Below are 21,547 nucleotides of genomic sequence, written 5' to 3'. Positions count from 1 at the left end.
CTCTCGTGGTGGAGACTGGCTAGCGATGCAGACGGGAACGGACGACCCCTCGGATCCGGCGGTCGAGCGGGTGCGCCGCGAACTGGCCCGATTGGGACGCGACGCGGCGTCGGCACCCGACGTGCCCCCGGAGATCACCGCGCGCATCGGCGCGGCGCTGCATGCCGCCGGCGAACCGGCCCACGCCGTCGAACGGCCCCGGCTGCGGCTGATCCACATCATCGGGCTGGTGGCCGGCCTGGCCGCCGCGGTGGCCGGGATCGTCATCGGAACGTCGGTGCTGACCCGCGACCCGGCACCGCGCTTCGCCCAGACCGGCCCGACGGCCGAACGCATCACGGTGTCGCGCCCGCCGGCGGTGCTGCCGCTTACCAATGAGCAGCTCGTCGGGCTCCTGACAACTCCCCCTGATTACGGCCCCCTGTCGGACCCGCAGCGCCGCGCCGCCTGCCTCGAAGGGCTCGGCTACGCGCCGACCACCGCGATCCTCGGCGCCCGGCCCGTCGACATGGGCGGGCACCCCGGGGTGGTCCTGCTGGTTGCGGCCGACTCCGCCGCCGATGTCACCGCGCTGGTGGTCGAGGCGGGCTGCCACGCTGCCCACGGTGGCCTGCTGGCGGAGACCGTGGTCGCGCGACCGTAGGCTGTGCACCGACGTTGCTCTCCGAAGTCCGGGAACACCACCGCCTACGCTGGTGTTGGTACCGGTGCCGACGGGGCCCACAGCGAAGCTAGGGGACGGCAGAAAGGCGCTCATGACCACCACACCCACGGTTCATGATCTGATCATCATCGGATCCGGCCCGGCCGGTTACACCGCCGCGATCTACGCGGCCCGCGCGCAACTGAAGCCGCTGGTGTTCGAAGGCGTTCAGTTCGGCGGCGCGCTGATGACGACCACCGAGGTGGAGAACTACCCCGGCTTCCGCAACGGCATCACCGGCCCCGAGCTGATGGACGAGATGCGCGAACAGGCGCTGCGCTTCGGCGCGGACCTGCGGATGGAGGATGTCGACGCGGTCTCCCTCGACGGCGCGGTCAAGACGGTCACGGTCGGCGACGACACGTATCAGGCCCGCGCGGTGATCCTCGCGATGGGCGCGGCGGCGCGTCACCTCGGCGTGCCGGGTGAAGAGGCTCTGCTCGGAATGGGCGTGAGCACGTGCGCGACCTGCGACGGGTTCTTCTTCCGCGAAGAGGACATCATCGTGGTCGGCGGCGGCGACTCCGCGATGGAGGAAGCCATCTTCCTGACCAAGTTCGCCCGCAGTGTCACGCTGGTGCACCGCCGCGACGAGTTCCGTGCCTCGCGCATCATGCTGGACCGCGCACGCGCAAACGAGAAGATCACGTTCGTCACCAACACCGAGGTCCTCGAGATCGAGGGCAGCCCGAAAGTCAGCGGAGTTCGGTTGCGCAACACCGTCACCGGTGAGGAGTCCAAGCTGGCCGTCACCGGTGTGTTCGTCGCGATCGGCCACGATCCCCGGTCTGATCTGGTGCGCGGCCAGATCGACCTCGACGACGACGGTTACGTCCTGACGCAGCGGGGTTCGACCAGCACATCGATCGAAGGTGTCTTCGCCTCAGGCGATCTCGTCGACCGCACCTACCGCCAGGCCATCACCGCCGCGGGCACCGGCTGCTCGGCTTCCATCGACGCCGAACGCTGGCTCGCCGAAATCGGTTCTGGCCCAAGCGATGAAACCACCGAAACCCCCGTTCGATAGGAGCACCACGATGACCGACAGCGTTGCGTCGACCGTAGCCGTGACCGACGACACCTTCTCCCAGGACGTGCTGTCCAGCAGTACCCCAGTGCTGGTTGACTTCTGGGCGACGTGGTGTGGCCCCTGCAAGATGATCGCCCCGGTGCTCGAGGAGATCGCCGCCGAGAAGGCCGGCGCCTTGACGGTCGCCAAGCTCGATGTCGACGCGAATCCGGCCACCGCGCGCGATTTCCAGGTGGTGTCGATCCCGACGCTGATCGTGTTCAAGGACGGTGCACCGGTCAAGCGGATCGTCGGCGCAAAAGGCAAGGCTGCGCTGCTGCGCGAGCTCAGCGACATCGTCTAGCCCTCGTCTGACGGGGGTCTGAACCCGTAACCCGCCGCGCGGACACCGGCCTGGGGTTTTCTTGAATCCGCGGAGTGTCTGCGACAATCGTGCCTAGCCCGTCAACCTGGTCAGCGCCCTCGCGCAGCTGACAACCGTGACCGAAAGGCCGCATATGTCCAGTCTGCGTCGCGGTGACCGCGGGGCCGCGGTCACCGAGATCAGGGCTGCACTGACGGCGTTGGGCATGCTCGACAACGCCGACGAGGAGATCACCACCGGCAGACACGTCGCGCTGGACCTGTTCGACGAAGAACTCGACCATGCGGTGCGGGCCTTCCAGCAGCACCGCGGACTCCTGGTGGACGGCATCGTCGGCGAGGCGACTTACCGTGCGTTGAAAGAGGCGTCGTACCGTCTGGGCGCGCGCACCCTCAGCCACCAGTTCGGCGCCCCGATGTTCGGCGACGACGTGGCAACGCTGCAGGCTCGGTTGCAGGACCTCGGCTTCTACACCGGCCTGGTCGACGGGCACTTCGGCCTGGCCACGCACAACGCGTTGATGTCGTACCAGCGTGAGTACGGCCTGTACCCCGACGGCATCTGTGGCCCGGAAACCTTGCGCTCCTTGTACTTTCTCGGGTCCCGCGTCACCGGCGGCTCCCCGCACGCGATTCGCGAAGAGGAATTGGTCCGCAGCTCGGGTCCTCGGCTGTCGGGCAAGCGCATCATCATCGACCCGGGCCGCGGTGGTGACGACCACGGGCAGATCATGCAGAGCCCCGGCGGGCCGATCAGCGAGTCAGACATCCTGTGGGACTTGGCCAGTCGGCTCGAAGGCCGGATGACTGCGATCGGAATGGAGACCTTCCTGTCGCGGCCGGCCAATCGTGCGCCGTCGGACGCCGAACGGGCCGCGACCGCCAACGCCGTCGGCGCCGACCTGATGATCAGCCTGCGCTGCGCGACCCAGCCCAGCCCGGCCGCCAACGGCGTCGCGTCGTTCCACTTCGGCAACTCACACGGCTCGGTGTCCACGATCGGCCGCAACCTGGCCGACTTCATTCAACGAGAAGTCGTGGCGCGCAGCGGGTTACGGGATTGCCGCACCCACGGCAGGACATGGGACCTGCTGCGGCTGACCCGCATGCCCACCGTGCAGGTCGACGTCGGATACATCACCAATCCGCGGGACCGTGCCATCCTGGTGTCGACGCAGACCCGCGACTCGATCGCCGAGGGAATCCTCGCCGCGGTCAAACGGCTCTATCTGCTCGGCAAAAACGACCGTCCCACAGGCACTTTCACCTTCGCCGAACTGCTGGCGCACGAACTCTCGGTCGAGCAGGCCGGCCGCGTCAGCCCCTCCTGACCGCGATCCGTCATCGCGACGGGCTGACACCCGCTCCGACCGGCAACTGCGCGAACTCGAACAACCGCTCCAACGCCGCCTCGACGTCGGCCTTCCAGCCCAGCCCCTGTTCCAACTCCAGACGCAGCCGCGGGAAGTAGCGGTGTCGGGCGACCACGACGAAGCCCGCGTCCAGCAGCACATCGGCGTCGAGGACGCACTGCTCGACCGAGCAGTCCCCGAGCACCTCGACGACGGGTCGCAACGACGGTGTGACCGCCCCCGGATCCAGGAGTTCGCTGACCTCGGTCGTGTGGGCGAACGCTTCGAGCGCCCGCGCTCCCCGGCGGACCAGGTCGCCGACCACGGCAGAGATCAGCATGCGCGACACACCGTCGGCATCCTCACCGGACTCGATGCCCAGCGAGGTCAGCAACACGGCGTCGGCGCTCACCGGCGCGGTCGGGAACCGGCGTGCACGCGGCACGGCATTCGGTGGGGCGTAGAACGCGTAGCCCAGGCACGCCTCGTTCCCGCTCAACGGCGCAGGCCCGTCGTCGGTCTGCTCGTCGCTGCACTGCACGGCGACCTGTCCGCAGCACCCCCACTCGAGCATGACCATCGACAGCCACGCTTCCTTCTCGAACTCGGGGTCGGACAGGTGGTCGTCGACCCCGGGGACGGCGGCACCCGCCGCATCACGGCCGAGGGTCAGCGGATCGACCTCCCAGTACACGCACCTGCGGGCATGCTTCGGTAACTGCTCGAACGCTTCGAGCCGTAGAGGCGTGACGCGTGCCGACACTAGACTCCCCGGGTCCTACGCGGTGCGAACATGCACAGCTGCCACTCCAGGATAGAAGGATGCGGCGGGGTCGGCCCTCGATTCCACGCGGCTATCGAGTGCGGATGCGAAACGTGTTGTCTCACAATTGGTTTCCTTCTTACGGAGGTGCCAACGGCGACCAACGCGGGATATGTGTCACAGTGACGTAATTACCCGGTGTCGTAGGTCAGCGGTCGGACGCGCTCATCAGTTCGACTATGCGCTGCAGATCGTCGACCGACCCGAACTCCACCACGATCCTGCCTTTTCGTTTGCCGAGGCTGACGGTTACCCGGGTGTCGAACGCCGTCGACAGCCGTTCAGCAACGTCTTGCAGTCCCGGCATGCTGATCGGCTTACGCTTCGGCGACGACGGGGCTGGCGGGCCGGCCCGGTTCGCCAGGGTGACCGCCTCCTCCGTCGCGCGCACGGACAGCCCTTCGGCGACGATGCGCGCGGCCAACTCCTCCTGCTGCTCGGGTCCTCCCTCGAGCGCCAACAGGGCGCGCGCATGGCCGGCCGACAGCACACCGGCGGCCACCCGCCGTTGCACCGCGATCGGCAACCGCAGCAGCCGGATCATGTTCGTGATCAACGGGCGCGACCGGCCGATCCGGGACGCGAGTTCGTCGTGGGTGACCCCGAATTCGTCGAGCAGCTGCTGATACGCGGCCGCCTCCTCCAACGGGTTCAACTGCACGCGGTGGATGTTCTCCAACAACGCGTCGCGGAGCATGCCGTCGTCGGAGGTCTCCCGCACGATCGCCGGAATGGCGGTCAGGCCGGCCTGCTGGGCAGCGCGCCATCGCCGCTCCCCCATGACGAGTTGGTAGCGGATCGGACCCGGCGCACCGCCGGGCAGCGCCCGCACCACGATCGGCTGCATGAGCCCGAACTCGCGGATTGAGTGCACCAGCTCGCCGAGCGCCTCCTCGTCGAACACCTGGCGGGGCTGCCGCGGATTCGGCTCGATCGACGACGGGTCGATTTCGCGGTACACGGCGCCGACGTCGTTGGCTGTGTTGGCCGGGTTGGCTGGGTTGCCGTTCGACGGTCCTCCGATCACCACATCGGCGGCCGCGTCGCCCATCCGTGGCCCGAGCTCGGACTGCTCCCCGTCGGCGGGTCCGGTCGGGATCAGCGAAGCCAGGCCGCGGCCGAGGCCGCTGCGCTTGCGTGTCGGTTGGGTCATGGCCTCTCCTGTTGTCGCGCGCTCATCGATGGTTACGGTTCCGGCCGCGGTCGGCGATCTCCCGGCTGGCGTCGAGATAGCTCATCGCCCCCCGGGAGCCGGGGTCGTAGTCGAGGATCGTCATCCCGTAACCGGGGGCCTCGGACACCTTGACGCTGCGCGGGATGACGGTCCGCAGCACCTTGTCGCCGAAGTGCGTCCGCACGTCGGAGGCCACCTGGTCGGCGAGCTTGGTGCGCCCGTCGTACATCGTCAGGATCACCGTCGTCACGTCGAGTTGCGGGTTGAGGTGCGCCTTGACCATCTCGATCGTGCGCATCAGCTGGCCCACCCCTTCGAGGGCGTAGTACTCGCACTGGATCGGGATCAGCACCTCGGGCGCCGCGACGAACGCGTTGATGGTCAGCAGGCCCAGCGACGGCGGGCAGTCGATGAACACGTAATCGAAGTTGTAATCGTCGAGCGCAGCCAGCGCCGCGCGCAACCGTCCCTCCCGGGCCACCATGCTGACCAACTCGATCTCGGCGCCGGCCAGGTCGATGGTCGCCGGCACACAGTAGAGGCGCTCGCTGTGCGGGCTGCGTTGCAAGGCGTCGCGCAACGGGATCTCCCCGATCAGCACCTCGTACGACGACGGCGTCCCCGGGCGATGCTCGATGCCCAGCGCCGTGCTCGCGTTGCCCTGCGGGTCGAGGTCGATGACGAGCGTCTGCAGCCCCTGCAGGGCGAGCGCCGCCGCGACGTTGACGGCCGTCGTCGTCTTACCGACACCGCCCTTCTGATTGGCGATCGTGAAGACGCGTTGGCGGTCTGGCCGCGGGAGGTTGCCCTTGGCCGCCGCATGCAGCAGGCGCACCGCCCGTTCGGCCTCCGCCCCGATCGGGGTGTCGATGCCGGCCGTCGGATCCCACCCGCTGTCGGGCGCAGCCTTGTCCGACCAGGTTTCACGTGAAACGTCCGTCGGCGTGGTTTCACGTGAAACATGGCCCGGGGCCGTTTCACGTGAAACATCGGGGCGGGGCTGGGCGGCGGTGCCCAACTCGGAACCGTTCTGCGGCGAACTCAACCTCGTCTCCTGCCCGTTGCCCGGTGCGCTACCGCCTTCTCCCGCCGTGCCACGACGACGGTCGCGGGTGGATCCAAGTAGTTCGCGCCACACCTCATTACCCTTACATCGGCCGCCCCCAGCGACGCCATCACACGCCGGTGGTCGCGGATCTCCTCTTCGGCACGCTCGCCCTTCATGGCGAACATGTGGCCGTCGATGTGCAGCAGCGGCATGCTCCATCGAGTCAACTTGTCCAGAGAGGCCACCGCCCTGGACACCACCCCGTCCGTCTCCCCCACCTGTTTCCTCACCGCCGGCTCTTCGGCTCGGCCTCGCACGACCGTCACCTCGACATCGAGTTCCTCGACGACCTCACGGAGGAACTCGCTGCGGCGCAGGAGCGGTTCGATCAGTGTCACCTGCACATCGGGCCGAGCCAACGCCAACGGTATCCCGGGCAGACCCGCGCCACTACCGATGTCGGCAACCCGGGAGCCCGCGTCGATGAGCTCGGATACCGCGGCGCTGTTGAGGATGTGCCGGTCCCACAACCGGTCCACTTCCCGGGGGCCGATGAGCCCGCGCTCGACACCGGCCCCCGCCAGGATCTCGGCGTACAGCTGCGCGCGCGGCAAGCGGTCCCGGAACAAGGTGGCGGCCGCGCCCGGGGGTGCCGACACCTCGCCGTGTTTCACGTGAAACATCCTCCGGATCGTCGCGTCGCGGGGACGGCCTCTGAACTACACGCGTGTAACTCGGGTCAGTCGGCAAGCACGACGACACGCCGCGACGGCTCCACGCCCTCGCTCTCGCTGTGCACTCCGTCGACCGCGGCCACCGCGTCGTGCACGATCTTGCGCTCGAACGGTGTCATCGGGGCGAGCTCTTCGCGCTCGCCGGTCTCGAGCACCCGACGCGCGACCTTCTCGCCGAGCGCCGCCAACTCGTCGCGACGCCGGCGCCGCCACCGAGCGATGTCGAGCATCAGGCGGCTGCGCTCCCCGGTCTTCTGGTGCACGGCCAACCGCGTCAACTCCTGTAACGCGTCGAGCACCTCGCCCTTGCGGCCCACCAACTTGTTCAGGTCGCCGCCGCCGTCGATGCTGACGACCGCGCGGTCGCCTTCGACGTCGAGGTCGATGTCGCCGTCGAAGTCGAGCAGGTCCAACAACTCCTCGAGGTAGTCGCCCGCGATCTCGCCCTCGGCGACCAACCTCTCCTCGAGGTCATCCTCGGCGACGGGCGCCGCGGCGCCGTTCTCCTCGTCGGTCAGGTCGTCGCGCTCGGTCGTATCGGCGTCTGTCATCGGTATCTCCTCATCCCCACCGGTGTGCCCGGTCAACGTTTACGTTTCTTCGGCCGTGCGCCGGGGCGTGGACTCGCGCCCGGACGCGGCGTGCGGTTGCCTGCGCCAGAGGCTGTCTTGCCCGTCCCGGCCCCCGTCGGCTTCTTCTCGGCGGCCCCGTTCTCGGTTACGGTGTCGGCGATTTCGGCCTCACTGCTGGGCGCCGGTTCCGGCGTCTGACCCTTGCGCGTCCGCTTCGGCTTGGCGCCCGGCGGCGGTGCGTTCTTGGCCTGCCGCTCCTGCGCCTCGAGCTTCTTGGCCTCTTCTTCCTTTTCGATCTTGCCGAACACGTAGTGCTGCTGGCCGAACGTCCAGATGTTGTTGGCAAGCCAGTACATGATGATGGCCAGCGGCAGGAACGGCCCGCCGACGACAACGCCGAGCGGAAACACGTACAGCGCCAGCTTGTTCATCATCGCGGTCTGCGGATTCGCGGCGGCCTCCGGACTCTGCCGCGCAACCGATGCGCGGCTGTTGAAATACGTCGCGATACCGGCCAGGATCATGATCGGCACGCCCACCGCGATGACCGCTCCCCGACTGAACTCGGTGAACGCGTCCAGGCCAGTGGTCTGAATCATCGTCGCGCCCAGCGGTGCGCCGAACAGGTGGGCGTCCAGGAAGTGCGCCACGTCCGTGGGGCTGAACACGTAGTTGCCGGTGGCGCGGTTCTGCTCGACGGACAGCTGGATCTGACCGAACCCACCTTGCGTCCGGTTGAACGACCGCAACACGTGGAACAGCCCGAGGAACACCGGCACCTGAGCCAGCATCGGCAAGCAGCCGAGGATCGGGTTGAACCCGTGTTCCTTCTGCAGCTTCTGCATTTCCAGCGCCATCCGCTGGCGGTCCTTGCCGTACTTCTTCTGCAGCGCCTTGATCTGCGGCTGCAGCTCCTGCATCTGGCGCGTGGTGCGGATCTGCTTGACGAACGGTTTGTACAGGATCGCCCGCAGCGTGAAGACGAGGAACATCACCGACAGCGCCCAGGCGAAGAAGTTCGACGGCCCCAGCAGGAAGGCGAACAGCTTGTACCAGACCCACATGATCGCCGACACCGGGTAGTAGATGATGTCGAGGCTGAACCAGTTAAACACGCGTCTCGCTTCCTGCTCGCATTGCTGGCGTACCGCCGCTGACGTCGCCGACGGTGACCCGATCCTCTGAGGGCTCGGCCGCGGACGCACACGATGGGTGCGCGTCGCCTTCGCGTTCAGGTGACGGGCGTTCCGGTATCGGGTCCCATCCTCCCCTATGCCACGGCCCGCATTTCAGCAGCCGTACGGTGGCAAGCCAGCCACCGCGCAGGAGCCCGAACTCGCTCAGCGCGTCCACCGCGTACTGACTGCAGGTGGGCATGAACCGGCATGTGGGCAGCCGCAGCGGGGAAACCGTGTGCCGATACAGCTGAATCAGGTAGACGAGCCCGCGCACTGCGAGCGAACCCATTGGTGCCCTCACCCGGCCGCCTCGTTCTTGGGCCTCGTCCGGCGCAGGGCGGTGCGCAGCTCCTGCTCGAGGCGCGCCGATATCGCGTGTCTGCTGCTGGGCAGCGCGCGGATAACCACCCGATCGGCCGGATCGAGCTCGTCGAGCACTGTGCGCGCGACATGCCGTAACCGCCTGGCCACCCGATGCCGTTGCACCGCGGTCCCGACGGCCTTCGACACGACCAGCCCGATTCGGGGGCCCGGCTCGGCGGCGGCCACTTCGGACCGCAACGCGTGCACGACGAGATCGGGCTGCACCGCGCGCACCCCTCGGTTGACCGTGATCCCGAACTCCGTCGACCGCGTCATCCGGTACCGCGCCGGAAGCACCGCGTCAGACTCCGCTTGAAGTCACGTGGGAATCACGCAGACAGCTTGCGCCGACCCTTGCCGCGACGGTTCGCCACGATCGCGCGGCCCGCGCGGGTGCGCATCCGCAGCCGGAAGCCATGCACGCGCGCCCGGCGCCGGTTGTTCGGCTGAAAGGTCCGCTTGCCCTTGGCCACGGCTGTCTCTCCTTGTTGCGTCTGGCGTCCGCAGCCCCCACCGATCCACGTACGAATCGGTGTGGACGCAGTTGCCGTTGGTAAGCTCGTCCGTCTTGCTAGCCGGCGCGGTCTCCGGTCGGAGCCGGGTCGCAGCCGTATCGCCTCGTACGGGCGACTGTTCGAGGGTACTGACGAGTTTTCGCTGGGTCAAACCTCGCCCCAGGGCCCGGCCGACAGCCACAATTGCACCACCCGTCACGACGCGCCGTGAGGCCGAAATATCCACCCGCGCAATGTTGCAGAACGGTTGGCACCCGCCGAGAAAACTGTTAGCTTCTGCCAAGGCCGATTCGATAACGAAACGGCGACGAACAACGAAGCGAGGACGCCCGACTAGTCGTGAGCCCACAGGATGCCTCACTTTCGTGATGTGCCCCGGCCCGCGGCGTTCTCGCCGGTAGACAACAGAACGACGACGACTGTCCTGTCTCCACAGCCTGTGGATAACTTTGTGGACAGATCGTCCTCGTTCCATTGGTCGTCTCTGGGTCGACCGCAAGGGGGTAGTCGTCGTTGACAGCTGACCCCGATCCGCCCTTCGTGGCCGTTTGGAACACGGTGGTTGCCGAGCTCAACGGTGGCCCTGGCGCCGGAACGATCGGCGACCCCGCCGGTCCTATTCTCACCCCACAGCAAAGAGCGTGGTTGAAGCTCGTCAAACCGCTCGTCATCACCGAGGGATTTGCCCTGCTGTCGGTGCCGACCCCGTTCGTCCAGAACGAGATCGAACGTCATCTGCGCGAGCCGATCATCAGCGCGTTGAGCCGTCAGCTCGGCCAGCGCGTCGAACTGGGTGTGCGCATCGCGGATCCCGGTCCGGACGACACCACCGAGGGACCGCTCAACGGGCTGTCCCCCGTCGCCGAACCCGACGAGGTCGATGAGGACTTCGAAGCCCGCGTCAGCGCCGAGGAGAGCTGGCCGACGTACTTCACCAGCCGGCCGCCGAACACGCTGACCGACGACACCAGCGCGGTCAACCTCAATCGGCGCTACACCTTCGACACATTCGTCATCGGCGCGTCGAACCGGTTTGCCCACGCCGCGACCCTGGCGATCGCCGAGGCGCCGGCCCGCGCCTACAACCCGCTGTTCATCTGGGGCGAGTCGGGCCTGGGCAAGACGCACCTGTTGCACGCGGCAGGGAACTACGCGCAGCGTTTGTTTCCCGGCATGCGGGTGAAGTACGTCTCGACCGAGGAATTCACCAACGACTTCATCAACTCGCTGCGCGACGACCGCAAGGCGTCCTTCAAGCGAAGCTACCGCGACATCGATGTGCTGCTGGTCGACGACATCCAGTTCATCGAGGGCAAAGAAGGCATCCAGGAGGAGTTCTTCCACACCTTCAACACCCTGCACAACGCCAACAAGCAGATCGTCATCTCCTCGGACCGGCCACCCAAACAGCTGGCCACCCTCGAGGACCGGTTGCGCACCCGCTTCGAGTGGGGGCTGATCACCGATGTGCAGCCACCGGAGTTGGAGACGCGAATCGCGATTCTGCGCAAGAAAGCACAGATGGACCGGCTCGATGTGCCCGGCGATGTCCTCGAGCTCATCGCCAGCAGCATCGAACGCAACATCCGTGAACTCGAGGGCGCGCTCATTCGGGTGACGGCGTTCGCGTCCCTGAACAAGACCACGATCGACAAGTCGTTGGCCGAGATCGTGCTGCGTGATCTGATCTCCGATCCCAGCACCATGCAGATCAGCACCGCGGCGATCATGGCGGCCACCGCCGAGTATTTCGAGACGACAGTCGAGGAACTGCGCGGCCCCGGCAAGACCCGCGCGCTCGCGCAGTCCCGACAGATCGCCATGTATCTCTGCCGCGAGCTGACCGATCTGTCCCTTCCGAAGATCGGCCAGGCGTTCGGACGCGACCACACCACCGTCATGTACGCCGAGAAAAAGATTCGCGGTGAAATGGCCGAGCGGCGCGAGGTATTCGATCACGTGAAGGAACTCACGACGCGAATTCGCCAGCGCTCCAAGCGCTGAATCGTCTGCTCCTCCCCTGCGGTTGGGTCGTGCCGCGCCCAGATGTCGGCGTCTCGTGCGACGACCACGAAAATTTCTTCGAAAAATCTTCTGTCCCGGCCACACCATCCGTCACACGCCGAGGTTGTGCACATCGATGTGGAGAACTTGGGCTCAACCGGCGAACTACTCGCCGATTCGTGCACACCTGCCGACCTCTCCACACTCATTCCCAACCTGGCCTGCACTCATCCACAGCTGCCCCACACCGTCGCACGCTTGTCAGCAGCGCGGACATGGATTCATCCCCAGATTCCACAGGGCCTAATACTGTTGCTTGTAAATCTCCGAAGATTCTTCTTCGAAGAAGGCGGCTGGGGAAACACCGAACCGACCGGCCGTCAGCTCACCGGAAACCGTCGATGTCAGCCCGATCGATTAGCTTTCAAGTTGGGGCGGAAAGCTCTACGGTGATTCATCGACAGCCGTTACGGTCGTCGGGACGCATCGGTCAGACGCGTGGTGAGACACCGGGAAACCGCTGCTTAATGCTTGTCGTGGTATTGATCGAAGGGACTCAATGGACGTGGCGACGACAACAGTTGGTGTCACCGATCTGAAGTTCCGCCTCGTACGAGAGGACTTCGCCGACGCTGTCGCGTGGGTGGCCCGCAATCTGCCGACCCGGCCAACCGTTCCCGTGCTCGCCGGCGTATTGCTGACCGGTTCCGAGGACGGGTTGACGATTTCGGGATTCGACTACGAGGTTTCCGCCGAGGTGCGGGTGCCGGCCGAGATCGCTTCACCCGGCAGCGTTTTGGTGTCCGGCCGGCTGCTGTCCGACATCACCCGGGCGTTGCCGGCCAAGCCGATCGACGTCAGCGTCGAAGGCACCCGGGTGTCGTTGACCTGTGGTAGTTCCCGCTTCTCGCTTCCGACCATGGCCGTCGAGGACTATCCGACCCTGCCCGCGTTGCCGGACGAGACCGGTGTGATCTCCGCCGATTTGTTCGCCGAAGCGATCGGCCAGGTTGCCATCGCCGCCGGCCGCGATGACACGCTTCCGATGCTGACCGGTATCCGGCTCGAAATCGCCGGGGAGAAGGTCGTTTTGGCCGCGACCGACCGGTTCCGGTTGGCGGTGCGCGAGCTGACGTGGTCGACGGCGGGCGCCGACATCGAGGCCGCGGTTCTGGTGCCGGCCAAGACGTTGTCGGAGGCCGCCAAGGCCGGTGCCGACGGCGGCGATGTGCATCTTTCGCTGGGGGCCGGTGCGGCGGTCGGCAAGGAGGGATTGCTCGGAATCAGCAGCGGTGGCAAACGCAGCACCACGCGTCTGCTCGATGCCGAGTTCCCGAAGTTCCGGCAGCTGCTGCCGACCGAGCACACCGCGATGGCGACGATCGGAGTCGCCGAACTCAGCGAGGCGATCAAGCGTGTCGCGCTGGTCGCGGACCGCGGTGCGCAGGTGCGGATGGAGTTCTCCGACGACGCACTGCGGCTCTCGGCCGGAGCCGACGATGTGGGGCGCGCGGAGGAAGACCTCTCTGTCAGCTTCGCCGGAGACCCGTTGACCATCGCGTTCAATCCGACGTACCTGACCGACGGGCTCTCTTCGCTGCACTCCGAGCGGGTGACATTCGGCTTCACCACACCCAGCCGTCCCGCGGTGTTGCGCCCGGCCAGTGACGACGATGCGGGTGTCGCTGCGGCGGGGCCGTTCCCCGCGGAGCAGACCGACTACGTGTACCTGCTGATGCCGGTGCGGCTTCCAGGCTGACCGGCCCACGCCACGGAAGGGGCGCATATGCAACTCGGGCTGGTCGGTCTGGGCAAGATGGGCTTCAACATGCGCGAACGCCTACGTGAAGGCGGGCATGAAGTCGTCGGCTATGACCCCAGACCGGAAGTGACCGACGTCCCGACGCTCGCGGCTCTGGCCGATGCGCTGGATGCGCCGCGGGTGGTGTGGGTGATGGTGCCGTCCGGGCCGATCACCCACGAGACCATCACCGCCCTGGCCGACGAACTCGGCGAGGGCGATCTCGTCATCGACGGCGGCAACTCCCGCTACACCGAAGACGGTCCACACGCGAAATTGTTGAACGACAAGGGAATTGCGTTCATCGATGCGGGCGTCTCCGGCGGTGTCTGGGGGTTGAAAGAAGGTTACGGTCTGATGGTCGGCGGGAGCGACGCCGACGTCGAACGCGCGATGCCGATCTTCGATGCGTTACGGCCGCCGGGACCTCGTGAAGACGGGTTCGTGCACGCCGGGCCGGTCGGTGCGGGGCACTACGCGAAGATGGTGCACAACGGCATCGAGTACGGCCTCATGATGGCCTACGCCGAAGGCTACGAGTTGCTGGCCGCCGAGGAGCTCATCACCGACACCCAGGCCGTCATTCAGGCGTGGACCAACGGCACCGTGGTGCGGTCATGGCTGCAGCAGTTGCTCGCCAAGGCGTTGAAGGAAGACCCGAAGTTCACCGACATCAGCGGCTACACCGAGGATTCCGGCGAAGGGCGCTGGACCGTCGAGGAGGCCATCAGCCACCGGGTGCCGATGCCGGTGATCGCGGCGTCGCTGTTCGCGCGGTTCGCCTCGCGCCAGGAGGATTCGCCGGCGATGAAGGCGGTCTCGGCGCTGCGCAACCAGTTCGGCGGGCACGCGGTCAAACGGGTCAGCGAGTCCGGCTAGGTCGCGACGCCGTGTACGTCCGCCGTCTTGCTCTGACCGACTTCCGGTCGTGGCCACGGGTCGAGTTGGACCTCGAGCCGGGCCGCACCGTGTTCGTCGGACCGAACGGCTACGGTAAGACGAATCTCATTGAGGCGCTGTGGTATTCGTCGACACTGGGTTCACACCGGGTGGCCGCGGACGCGCCGCTGGTCCGGACCGGCGCCGAACGCGCTGTGGTGTCGACGATCGTCGTCAACGAGCAACGCGAACTCGCGGTGGACCTCGAGATCACCGCGGGGCGCGCGAACAAGGCACGGCTCAACCGCTCCCCCGTGCGTTCCGCCCGGGAGATCCTCGGTGTGCTGCGGGCGGTGCTGTTCGCCCCCGAGGACCTCGCGCTGGTGCGCGGCGACCCCGGCGAACGACGCCGCTATCTCGACGAACTCGCGACCACCCGCCGCCCGCAGGTGGCCGCGATCCGCGCGGATTACGACAAGGTGTTGCGTCAGCGCGCAGCGCTGTTGAAAACGGCCTCCGGCGCGCGATTCCGCGGGGACCGCAGCGTCTTCGACACCCTCGACGTCTGGGATGGCCACCTCGCCGAGAAGGGTGCGCGGCTGATCGCGGCGCGGGTCGATCTCGTCAATCAACTGGCCCCGGAGGTGGAGAAGGCCTACCAACTCCTGGCGCCCGGGTCGCGGCCGGCGGCGATCCGCTACCGCAGCGGCGTGGAAGCGGTGGAAGAGTCCGCCGGGACCGGCGACGCGGAGTTGTTCGAGGCCGCGTTGCTCGACGCGTTGGCCCGCCGCCGGGATGCCGAAGTCGAACGCGGGGTCTGCCTGGTCGGTCCGCACCGCGACGACCTCGAATTGCGGCTCGGCGATCAGATCGCGAAAGGCTATGCCAGCCATGGGGAATCGTGGTCGATGGCCTTGTCGCTGAGGTTGGCCGCCTACGAGTTGCTGCGGGCGGAAGGGGGCGATCCGGTGCTGCTGCTCGACGATGTGTTCGCGGAGTTGGACACCGCCCGCCGGCGGGCGTTGGCCACTGTGGCGGGGTCGGCCGAGCAGGTGCTGGTGACCGCCGCGGTTTCCGACGACATCCCCGGCGACTGGGATGCGCGCAGGATCGGGGTGGCGATGCGAGACGACGATGATGCCGGGAGAATCTCGGTGGTGCAGCCATGACGTCGGGCGAGAACGAGGCGGGCCCGCCCGAGCACCTGGCGAACCTGCGGGGAATGGACCTGGTGCGGCGCACGCTCGAGGAGGCCCGCGGCGCGGCGCGCAGCCAGGGTAAGGATGTCGGCCGCGGCCGGGGGTCCGCCCCGCGCCGGATCGCGGGTGCCAGCCGGCGGCGGTGGTCGGGGCCGGGGCCGGATTCACGGGATCCGCAACCGTTCGGACCCGCGGCCAGTGACCTCGCCCGCAGCCGCGGGTGGTCGGGCCGGGTCGCCGAGGGCGCCGTGTTCGGTCGCTGGCCCGCACTCGTCGGCGAGGGCATCGCGGCGCACGCGACGCCGACGTCGTTGAACGACGGCGTGCTGACCATCTCAGCGGAGTCGACGGCATGGGCGACCCAATTGCGGATGGTGCAAGCCCAGGTACTGGCCAAGATCGCCGACGCTGTGGGCGGCGGCGTCGTCAAATCGCTGAAAATCGTCGGTCCGGTCGGCCCCTCGTGGCGCAAGGGTCGGTACCACATCCCCGGCCGGGGTCCGCGCGACACGTACGGCTAGCTGCCCTACGCGCCTGTTGGCTGAGAGCCGCGAGGACGACGCGATCCTACTTCTCAAGCGTCCTCAGGCACCTTCAATCGAGAAATTCCACAGGCGGCTCAAATAGGTGTGCAGAAACGCCCCCTCAGAATCGGTCCTGTCGCCATCGGGCGGTAGACTGGGAAGCGACCCGCAGGCGGCTGTCGACCGCCTAGCCAGCTTTCCCCGGCAAGAGACCAAGGAGACCCGTCCAACGTGGCTGCCCAGAAGAAGAGTGCCCCGAAAGAATACGGTGCCGATTCGATCAAGGTGCTCGAAGGCCTGGAAGCGGTCCGCAAACGGCCGGGCATGTACATCGGCTCCACCGGTGAGCGCGGCCTGCATCACCTCATCTGGGAGGTGGTCGACAACGCCGTCGACGAGGCGATGGCCGGTTTCGCGACGAAAGTGGACGTGCGGCTCCTGGAGAACGGCGGTGTCCAGGTCACCGACGACGGCCGCGGGATCCCCGTGGGGATGCACTCCACAGGCATCCCGACCGTCGATGTCGTGATGACGGTTCTGCACGCCGGTGGCAAGTTCGAGGAAGGCGCGTACCAGGTCTCCGGCGGTCTGCACGGCGTCGGCGTGTCCGTGGTGAATGCGCTGTCCACCCGGCTCGAGGCCGACATCATGACCGACGGCTATGAGTGGTTCCAGACCTACGACCGTTCGGTGCCGGGAACGCTCAAGCAGGGTGAGAAGACCAAGAAGACCGGCACCACCATCCGTTTCTGGCCCGACCCCGACGTCTTTGAGACGTTGAACTACGACTTCGAAACGATCGCGCGGCGCCTGCAGGAAATGGCCTTCCTGAACAAGGGCCTCACCATCGAACTGACCGATGAGCGCGTCACCGCGGAGGAAGTCGTCGACGAGGTCGTCAGCGACACCGCCGAAGCGCCGAAGAGCGCCGACGAGAAGGCCGCCGAAGCCAGCGCCCCGCACAAGGTCAAGCACCGGACCTTCCACTATCCCGGCGGCCTGGTCGACTTCGTCAAGCACATCAACCGGACGAAGACGCCTATCCAGCAGAGCGTCATCGACTTCGAGGGCAAGGGTTCCGGCCACGAGGTCGAGATCGCGATGCAGTGGAACGCCGGTTACTCCGAGTCCGTGCACACGTTCGCCAACACGATCAACACGCATGAGGGCGGTACCCACGAAGAGGGCTTCCGCGCCGCGTTGACGTCGGTGGTCAACAAGTACGCCAAGGACAAGAAGCTGCTCAAGGACAAGGACCCCAACCTCACCGGCGACGACATCCGTGAGGGTTTGGCCGCGGTGATCTCGGTGAAGGTGTCCGAGCCGCAGTTCGAGGGCCAGACGAAGACCAAGCTCGGCAACACCGAGGTCAAGTCGTTCGTGCAGAAGATCTGCAACGAGGAACTCACACACTGGTTCGACGCCAACCCCGCCGAAGCCAAAACCATTGTGAACAAAGCGGTGTCGTCGGCGCAGGCCCGAATCGCGGCCCGCAAGGCGCGCGAATTGGTGCGCCGCAAGAGCGCCACCGACATCGGCGGGCTGCCCGGCAAGTTGGCCGACTGCCGGTCCACCGATCCGCGCAAGTCGGAACTGTATGTGGTGGAGGGCGATTCGGCCGGCGGCTCGGCTAAGAGCGGCCGCGACTCGATGTTCCAAGCGATCCTTCCGCTGCGCGGCAAGATCATCAACGTCGAGAAGGCCCGCATCGACCGCGTGTTGAAGAACACCGAGGTCCAGGCGATCATCACCGCGCTGGGTACCGGTATCCACGACGAGTTCGACATCTCCAAGCTGCGCTATCACAAGATCGTGCTGATGGCCGACGCAGACGTCGACGGCCAGCACATCTCGACGCTGCTGCTGACGCTGTTGTTCCGGTTCATGAAGCCGCTGGTGGAGAACGGGCACATCTTCTTGGCGCAGCCACCGCTGTACAAGCTGAAGTGGCAGCGCAGTGAGCCGGAGTTCGCCTACTCCGACCGCGAGCGCGACGGCTTGCTCGAGGCGGGCCGCAAGGCGGGCAAGAAGATCAACACCGACGACGGCATCCAGCGCTACAAGGGTCTCGGCGAAATGGACGCCAAAGAGCTGTGGGAGACGACGATGGACCCGTCGGTGCGGGTGCTGCGTCAGGTCACCCTCGACGATGCCGCGGCCGCCGACGAACTGTTCTCGATCCTGATGGGCGAGGACGTCGAAGCCCGCCGCAGCTTCATCACGCGCAACGCCAAAGACGTGCGCTTCCTTGATGTTTAACTCAACCCGCTAAGGCTGATTGATGACTGATACCTTGCCGCCCGAAGGCGACCGGATCGAACCGGTCGACATCCAGCAGGAGATGCAGCGCAGCTACATCGACTACGCGATGAGCGTGATCGTCGGGCGCGCGCTGCCCGAGGTGCGTGACGGCCTCAAACCCGTGCACCGCCGCGTGCTCTACGCGATGTTCGACTCGGGCTTCCGGCCGGACCGTAGCCACGCGAAATCCGCGCGGTCTGTGGCCGAGACAATGGGTAACTACCACCCGCACGGCGACGCGTCGATCTACGACACCCTGGTCCGGATGGCCCAGCCGTGGTCGCTGCGCTATCCCCTGGTGGACGGTCAGGGCAACTTCGGCTCACCGGGCAACGACCCGCCGGCCGCTATGCGGTACTGCGTCACCGGCGACGCGGTGGTCAGCCTCCCCGAAGGCAGAAGTATTCGCATCGACGCGGTCGTGCCCGACGCAAAGCCTAACTCGGACAACGTCATCGAGATGAAGGTCCTCGGCCGCCACGGCGAACCCGTCGTTGCCGACCGGTTGTTCCACTCGGGCGATCACCAGACGTACACGGTGACCAGCGCTGACGGCCGTGCCGTCACGGGTACGGGTAATCACCCGTTGCTGTGCCTGGACGAGGTGGGTGGCGTACCGACGCTCGAGTGGAAGCTGATCGAGGACATCCGGCCGGGTGACCGCATCGCGATGCTCGCCGATTGTGCATCCGGCGACGCAAATCAACGAAATTCCGTCGCAGAATTCACAATCGAGGATTACGCCTACGCCCGCGTCGAGTCCGTCACGGACGCCGGTGTGCAACCGGTGTACAGCCTGCGGGTTGACAGCGCCGACCACGCCTTCATCACCAACGGGTTCGTCAGCCACAACACCGAGGCGCGGCTCACTCCGCTGGCGATGGAGATGCTGCGTGAAATCGACGAGGAGACAGTCGATTTCATTCCGAACTACGACGGCCGGGTGCAGGAGCCGACCGTGCTGCCGAGCCGGTTCCCCAACCTGCTGGCCAACGGTTCGGGTGGTATCGCCGTCGGCATGGCCACCAACATCCCGCCGCACAACCTGCGCGAACTCGCCGAGGCGGTGTACTGGTGCCTGGACAACCACGACGCCGATGAGGAGGCGACGCTCGCCGCGGTCACCGAACGCGTCAAGGGGCCGGACTTCCCCACCCACGGCTTGATCGTTGGGTCGCAAGGGATCTCCGACACCTACACCACCGGGCGCGGATCCATCCGGATGCGCGGCGTGGTGGAGATCGAAGAGGACAACCGCGGTCGCACCGGCATCGTCATCACCGAGTTGCCCTATCAGGTCAACCACGACAACTTCATCACCTCGATCGCCGAGCAGGTCCGCGACGGCAAGCTCAACGGCATCGCCAACATCGAGGATCAGTCCAGCGACCGTGTCGGACTGCGAATCGTGGTGGAGCTCAAGCGCGATGCGGTCGCCAAGGTGGTGCTGAACAACCTCTACAAGCACACCCAGCTGCAGACCAGCTTCGGGGCCAACATGTTGGCGATCGTCGACGGCGTCCCGCGCACGCTGCGCCTCGATCAGTTGATCCGGCACTACGTCAACCACCAACTCGACGTCATCGTGCGGCGCACCCGCTACCGGTTGCGCAAGGCCAACGAGCGGGCCCACATCTTGCGCGGCCTGGTCAAGGCGCTCGATGCGCTCGACGAGGTGATCGCGTTGATCCGGGCGTCGGAGACCGTCGACGTCGCGCGGCAGGGCTTGATCGAGTTGCTCGACATCGACGACATCCAGGCCCAGGCGATCCTGGACATGCAGCTGCGCCGCCTGGCTGCGCTGGAACGGCAGCGGATCGTCGACGACCTGGCGAAGATCGAGGCCGAGATCGCCGACCTCGAGGACATCCTCGCCAAACCCGAGCGGCAGCGCGCGATCGTGCGCGACGAGCTCAAGGAGATCGCCGACAAGTACGGCGACGACCGTCGCACCCGCATCATCGCCGCCGACGGCGAGGTCGCCGACGAGGACCTGATCGCCCGCGAGGACGTCGTCGTCACGATCACCGAGACCGGCTACGCCAAACGCACCAAGACCGACCTGTACCGCAGCCAGAAGCGCGGCGGCAAGGGCGTGCAGGGCGCCGGCCTCAAGCAGGACGACATCGTCAACCACTTCTTCGTCTGCTCGACCCACGACTGGATCCTGTTCTTCACCACCCAGGGCCGGGTCTATCGCGCCAAGGCCTACGACCTGCCGGAGGCGTCGCGCACCGCGCGCGGCCAGCACGTCGCGAACCTGCTGGCGTTCCAGCCGGAGGAGCGGATCGCCCAGGTGATCCAGATCAAGAGCTACGAGGACGCGCCGTATCTGGTGCTGGCCACCCGCAACGGGCTGGTGAAGAAGTCGAAGCTGACCGACTTCGACTCCAACCGCTCCGGCGGCATCGTCGCGGTCAACCTGCGCGACGGCGACGAACTGGTCGGAGCGGTGCTGTGCTCCGCCGAGGACGACCTGCTGCTGGTGTCGGCCAAGGGCCAGTCGATCCGATTCTCAGCTACCGACGAGGCGCTGCGGCCGATGGGTCGGGCCACCTCCGGTGTGCAGGGCATGCGGTTCAACGCCGATGACGCGCTGCTGTCGCTGAACGTCGTGCGGGAGAACACGTATCTGCTGGTCGCGACATCCGGCGGGTACGCCAAGCGCACGGCCATCGAGGAGTACAGCCCGCAGGGCCGCGGCGGCAAAGGCATCCTGACGATCCAGTACGACAAACGCCGTGGCAGTCTGGTGGGTGCGTTGATCGTCGATGACGACACAGAGTTGTACGCCATCACGTCAGGTGGAGGTGTCATCCGGACCGCGGCTCGCCAGGTTCGCAAGGCCGGGCGGCAAACCAAGGGTGTTCGGTTGATGAACCTGGGTGAGGGCACGACACTGATAGCCATCGCGCGCAACGCGGAGGAAGGCGACAGCACCGACGAGGTCAACACCGACCCCGGTGCGTGAGCAGTGACGGGAC

General features: G+C 66.6%; 19 protein-coding genes and 1 pseudogene. 11 read left to right on the top strand and 9 right to left on the bottom strand.

Annotation, left to right across the window (positions count from 1 at the left end):
* Positions 1-25: 25 nt before the first annotated feature.
* The 4 genes from AU187_RS01790 (at position 26) to AU187_RS01775 (ending at position 3,427) form a co-directional block, all read left to right on the top strand.
* Positions 26-643, top strand: coding sequence for an RsmA family anti-sigma factor (locus AU187_RS01790; protein WP_059100510.1), 618 nt, complete (start codon positions 26-28; stop codon positions 641-643).
* Positions 644-755: 112 nt separating this feature from the next.
* A complete protein-coding gene (gene trxB / locus AU187_RS01785; protein ID WP_059100511.1) occupies positions 756-1,730 on the top strand; it encodes a thioredoxin-disulfide reductase in 975 nt (324 codons plus the stop codon).
* Positions 1,731-1,740: 10 nt separating this feature from the next.
* Positions 1,741-2,076, top strand: a complete 336-nt coding sequence (trxA, locus tag AU187_RS01780) for a thioredoxin (RefSeq protein ID WP_059100512.1) — start codon at positions 1,741-1,743, stop codon at positions 2,074-2,076.
* A 154-nt stretch (positions 2,077-2,230) separates the two neighbouring features.
* Positions 2,231-3,427, top strand: a complete 1,197-nt coding sequence (locus AU187_RS01775; protein WP_059100513.1) for an N-acetylmuramoyl-L-alanine amidase — start codon at positions 2,231-2,233, stop codon at positions 3,425-3,427.
* A 10-nt stretch (positions 3,428-3,437) separates the two neighbouring features.
* On the opposite strand, the gene AU187_RS01770 is transcribed toward AU187_RS01775, so the two are convergent.
* From AU187_RS01770 to rpmH, 9 genes are all read right to left on the bottom strand, one after another.
* Complete coding sequence (locus AU187_RS01770; protein WP_059100514.1) at positions 3,438-4,211, bottom strand: hypothetical protein; 774 nt, start codon at positions 4,209-4,211, stop codon at positions 3,438-3,440.
* Between the two features lie 208 nt (positions 4,212-4,419).
* Positions 4,420-5,424, bottom strand: a complete 1,005-nt coding sequence (locus tag AU187_RS01765) for a ParB/RepB/Spo0J family partition protein (RefSeq protein ID WP_059100515.1) — start codon at positions 5,422-5,424, stop codon at positions 4,420-4,422.
* Positions 5,425-5,446: 22 nt separating this feature from the next.
* Positions 5,447-6,463 carry a ParA family protein gene (locus AU187_RS01760; protein WP_082683712.1) on the bottom strand — a complete coding sequence of 339 codons (1,017 nt, stop codon included), beginning with the start codon at positions 6,461-6,463 and terminating at the stop codon, positions 5,447-5,449.
* 23 nt (positions 6,464-6,486) lie between these two features.
* Positions 6,487-7,176: a 16S rRNA (guanine(527)-N(7))-methyltransferase RsmG gene (rsmG, locus tag AU187_RS01755; protein WP_059100517.1), complete on the bottom strand. Its 690-nt coding sequence runs from the start codon at positions 7,174-7,176 to the stop codon at positions 6,487-6,489.
* Positions 7,177-7,232: 56 nt separating this feature from the next.
* A complete protein-coding gene (locus AU187_RS01750) occupies positions 7,233-7,778 on the bottom strand; it encodes a Jag family protein (RefSeq protein ID WP_059100518.1) in 546 nt (181 codons plus the stop codon).
* A gap of 32 nt (positions 7,779-7,810) precedes the next feature.
* The gene (yidC, locus tag AU187_RS01745; protein WP_231740380.1) at positions 7,811-8,863 is read right to left on the bottom strand and encodes a membrane protein insertase YidC; all 1,053 of its coding nucleotides are present in this window, start codon (positions 8,861-8,863) and stop codon (positions 7,811-7,813) included.
* Between the two features lie 43 nt (positions 8,864-8,906).
* The gene (yidD, locus tag AU187_RS24810; protein WP_082683681.1) at positions 8,907-9,266 is read right to left on the bottom strand and encodes a membrane protein insertion efficiency factor YidD; all 360 of its coding nucleotides are present in this window, start codon (positions 9,264-9,266) and stop codon (positions 8,907-8,909) included.
* Positions 9,267-9,274: 8 nt separating this feature from the next.
* Positions 9,275-9,637 (bottom strand): ribonuclease P protein component, encoded by a 363-nt coding sequence (gene rnpA, locus AU187_RS01740; RefSeq protein ID WP_059100520.1) that lies wholly within the window; start codon positions 9,635-9,637, stop codon positions 9,275-9,277.
* 32 nt (positions 9,638-9,669) lie between these two features.
* Complete coding sequence (gene rpmH, locus AU187_RS01735; protein ID WP_059100521.1) at positions 9,670-9,813, bottom strand: 50S ribosomal protein L34; 144 nt, start codon at positions 9,811-9,813, stop codon at positions 9,670-9,672.
* A 555-nt stretch (positions 9,814-10,368) separates the two neighbouring features.
* Between rpmH and dnaA the strand changes: the two genes are divergently transcribed.
* The 7 genes and pseudogenes from dnaA to gyrA all read left to right on the top strand — a co-directional run bounded on the left by dnaA (position 10,369) and on the right by gyrA (position 21,534).
* The gene (gene dnaA / locus AU187_RS01730; RefSeq protein WP_059100522.1) at positions 10,369-11,859 is read left to right on the top strand and encodes a chromosomal replication initiator protein DnaA; all 1,491 of its coding nucleotides are present in this window, start codon (positions 10,369-10,371) and stop codon (positions 11,857-11,859) included.
* Between the two features lie 559 nt (positions 11,860-12,418).
* Positions 12,419-13,618 carry a DNA polymerase III subunit beta gene (dnaN, locus tag AU187_RS01725; protein WP_059100523.1) on the top strand — a complete coding sequence of 400 codons (1,200 nt, stop codon included), beginning with the start codon at positions 12,419-12,421 and terminating at the stop codon, positions 13,616-13,618.
* 24 nt (positions 13,619-13,642) lie between these two features.
* Positions 13,643-14,539 (top strand): annotated as a pseudogene (gene gnd / locus AU187_RS01720) (phosphogluconate dehydrogenase (NAD(+)-dependent, decarboxylating)); the annotation flags it as partial.
* 11 nt (positions 14,540-14,550) lie between these two features.
* On the top strand, positions 14,551-15,708 hold the full coding sequence (gene recF, locus AU187_RS01715) for a DNA replication/repair protein RecF (RefSeq protein ID WP_059100525.1): 1,158 nt from the start codon (positions 14,551-14,553) through the stop codon (positions 15,706-15,708).
* Positions 15,705-16,259 carry a DUF721 family protein gene (locus AU187_RS01710; protein WP_059100526.1) on the top strand — a complete coding sequence of 185 codons (555 nt, stop codon included), beginning with the start codon at positions 15,705-15,707 and terminating at the stop codon, positions 16,257-16,259. Before recF ends, AU187_RS01710 begins: the two co-directional genes overlap by 4 nt.
* Before the next feature lie 234 nt (positions 16,260-16,493).
* Positions 16,494-18,521, top strand: coding sequence for a DNA topoisomerase (ATP-hydrolyzing) subunit B (gyrB, locus tag AU187_RS01705; RefSeq protein WP_059100527.1), 2,028 nt, complete (start codon positions 16,494-16,496; stop codon positions 18,519-18,521).
* Positions 18,522-18,543: 22 nt separating this feature from the next.
* Entirely contained in the window at positions 18,544-21,534 is a 2,991-nt protein-coding gene (gene gyrA, locus AU187_RS01700) for an intein-containing DNA gyrase subunit A (protein WP_059100528.1), read from the top strand.
* The last annotated feature ends 13 nt before the right edge of the window (positions 21,535-21,547 follow it).

This window comes from Mycobacterium sp. IS-1556 (genome assembly GCF_001499985.1).
In the GTDB taxonomy this organism is placed as follows: domain Bacteria; phylum Actinomycetota; class Actinomycetes; order Mycobacteriales; family Mycobacteriaceae; genus Mycobacterium.
This window is presented reverse-complemented; position numbering and strand designations above follow the sequence as displayed.

What these genes read in the sequence shown, in the direction of transcription:
- AU187_RS01775 (WP_059100513.1), top strand. Translation starts at nt 2,231, where the DNA reads ATGTCCAGTCTGCGTCGCGGTGACCGCGGGGCCGCGGTCACCGAGATC.
- gyrA (WP_059100528.1), top strand. Translation starts at nt 18,544, where the DNA reads ATGACTGATACCTTGCCGCCCGAAGGCGACCGGATCGAACCGGTCGAC.
- AU187_RS01790 (WP_059100510.1), top strand. Translation starts at nt 26, where the DNA reads ATGCAGACGGGAACGGACGACCCCTCGGATCCGGCGGTCGAGCGGGTG.
- rsmG (WP_059100517.1), bottom strand. Translation starts at nt 7,176, where the DNA reads ATGTTTCACGTGAAACACGGCGAGGTGTCGGCACCCCCGGGCGCGGCC.
- trxB (WP_059100511.1), top strand. Translation starts at nt 756, where the DNA reads ATGACCACCACACCCACGGTTCATGATCTGATCATCATCGGATCCGGC.
- trxA (WP_059100512.1), top strand. Translation starts at nt 1,741, where the DNA reads ATGACCGACAGCGTTGCGTCGACCGTAGCCGTGACCGACGACACCTTC.
- AU187_RS01710 (WP_059100526.1), top strand. Translation starts at nt 15,705, where the DNA reads ATGACGTCGGGCGAGAACGAGGCGGGCCCGCCCGAGCACCTGGCGAAC.
- yidC (WP_231740380.1), bottom strand. Translation starts at nt 8,863, where the DNA reads ATGTGGGTCTGGTACAAGCTGTTCGCCTTCCTGCTGGGGCCGTCGAAC.
- dnaN (WP_059100523.1), top strand. Translation starts at nt 12,419, where the DNA reads ATGGACGTGGCGACGACAACAGTTGGTGTCACCGATCTGAAGTTCCGC.
- AU187_RS01750 (WP_059100518.1), bottom strand. Translation starts at nt 7,778, where the DNA reads ATGACAGACGCCGATACGACCGAGCGCGACGACCTGACCGACGAGGAG.
- yidD (WP_082683681.1), bottom strand. Translation starts at nt 9,266, where the DNA reads ATGGGTTCGCTCGCAGTGCGCGGGCTCGTCTACCTGATTCAGCTGTAT.
- AU187_RS01765 (WP_059100515.1), bottom strand. Translation starts at nt 5,424, where the DNA reads ATGACCCAACCGACACGCAAGCGCAGCGGCCTCGGCCGCGGCCTGGCT.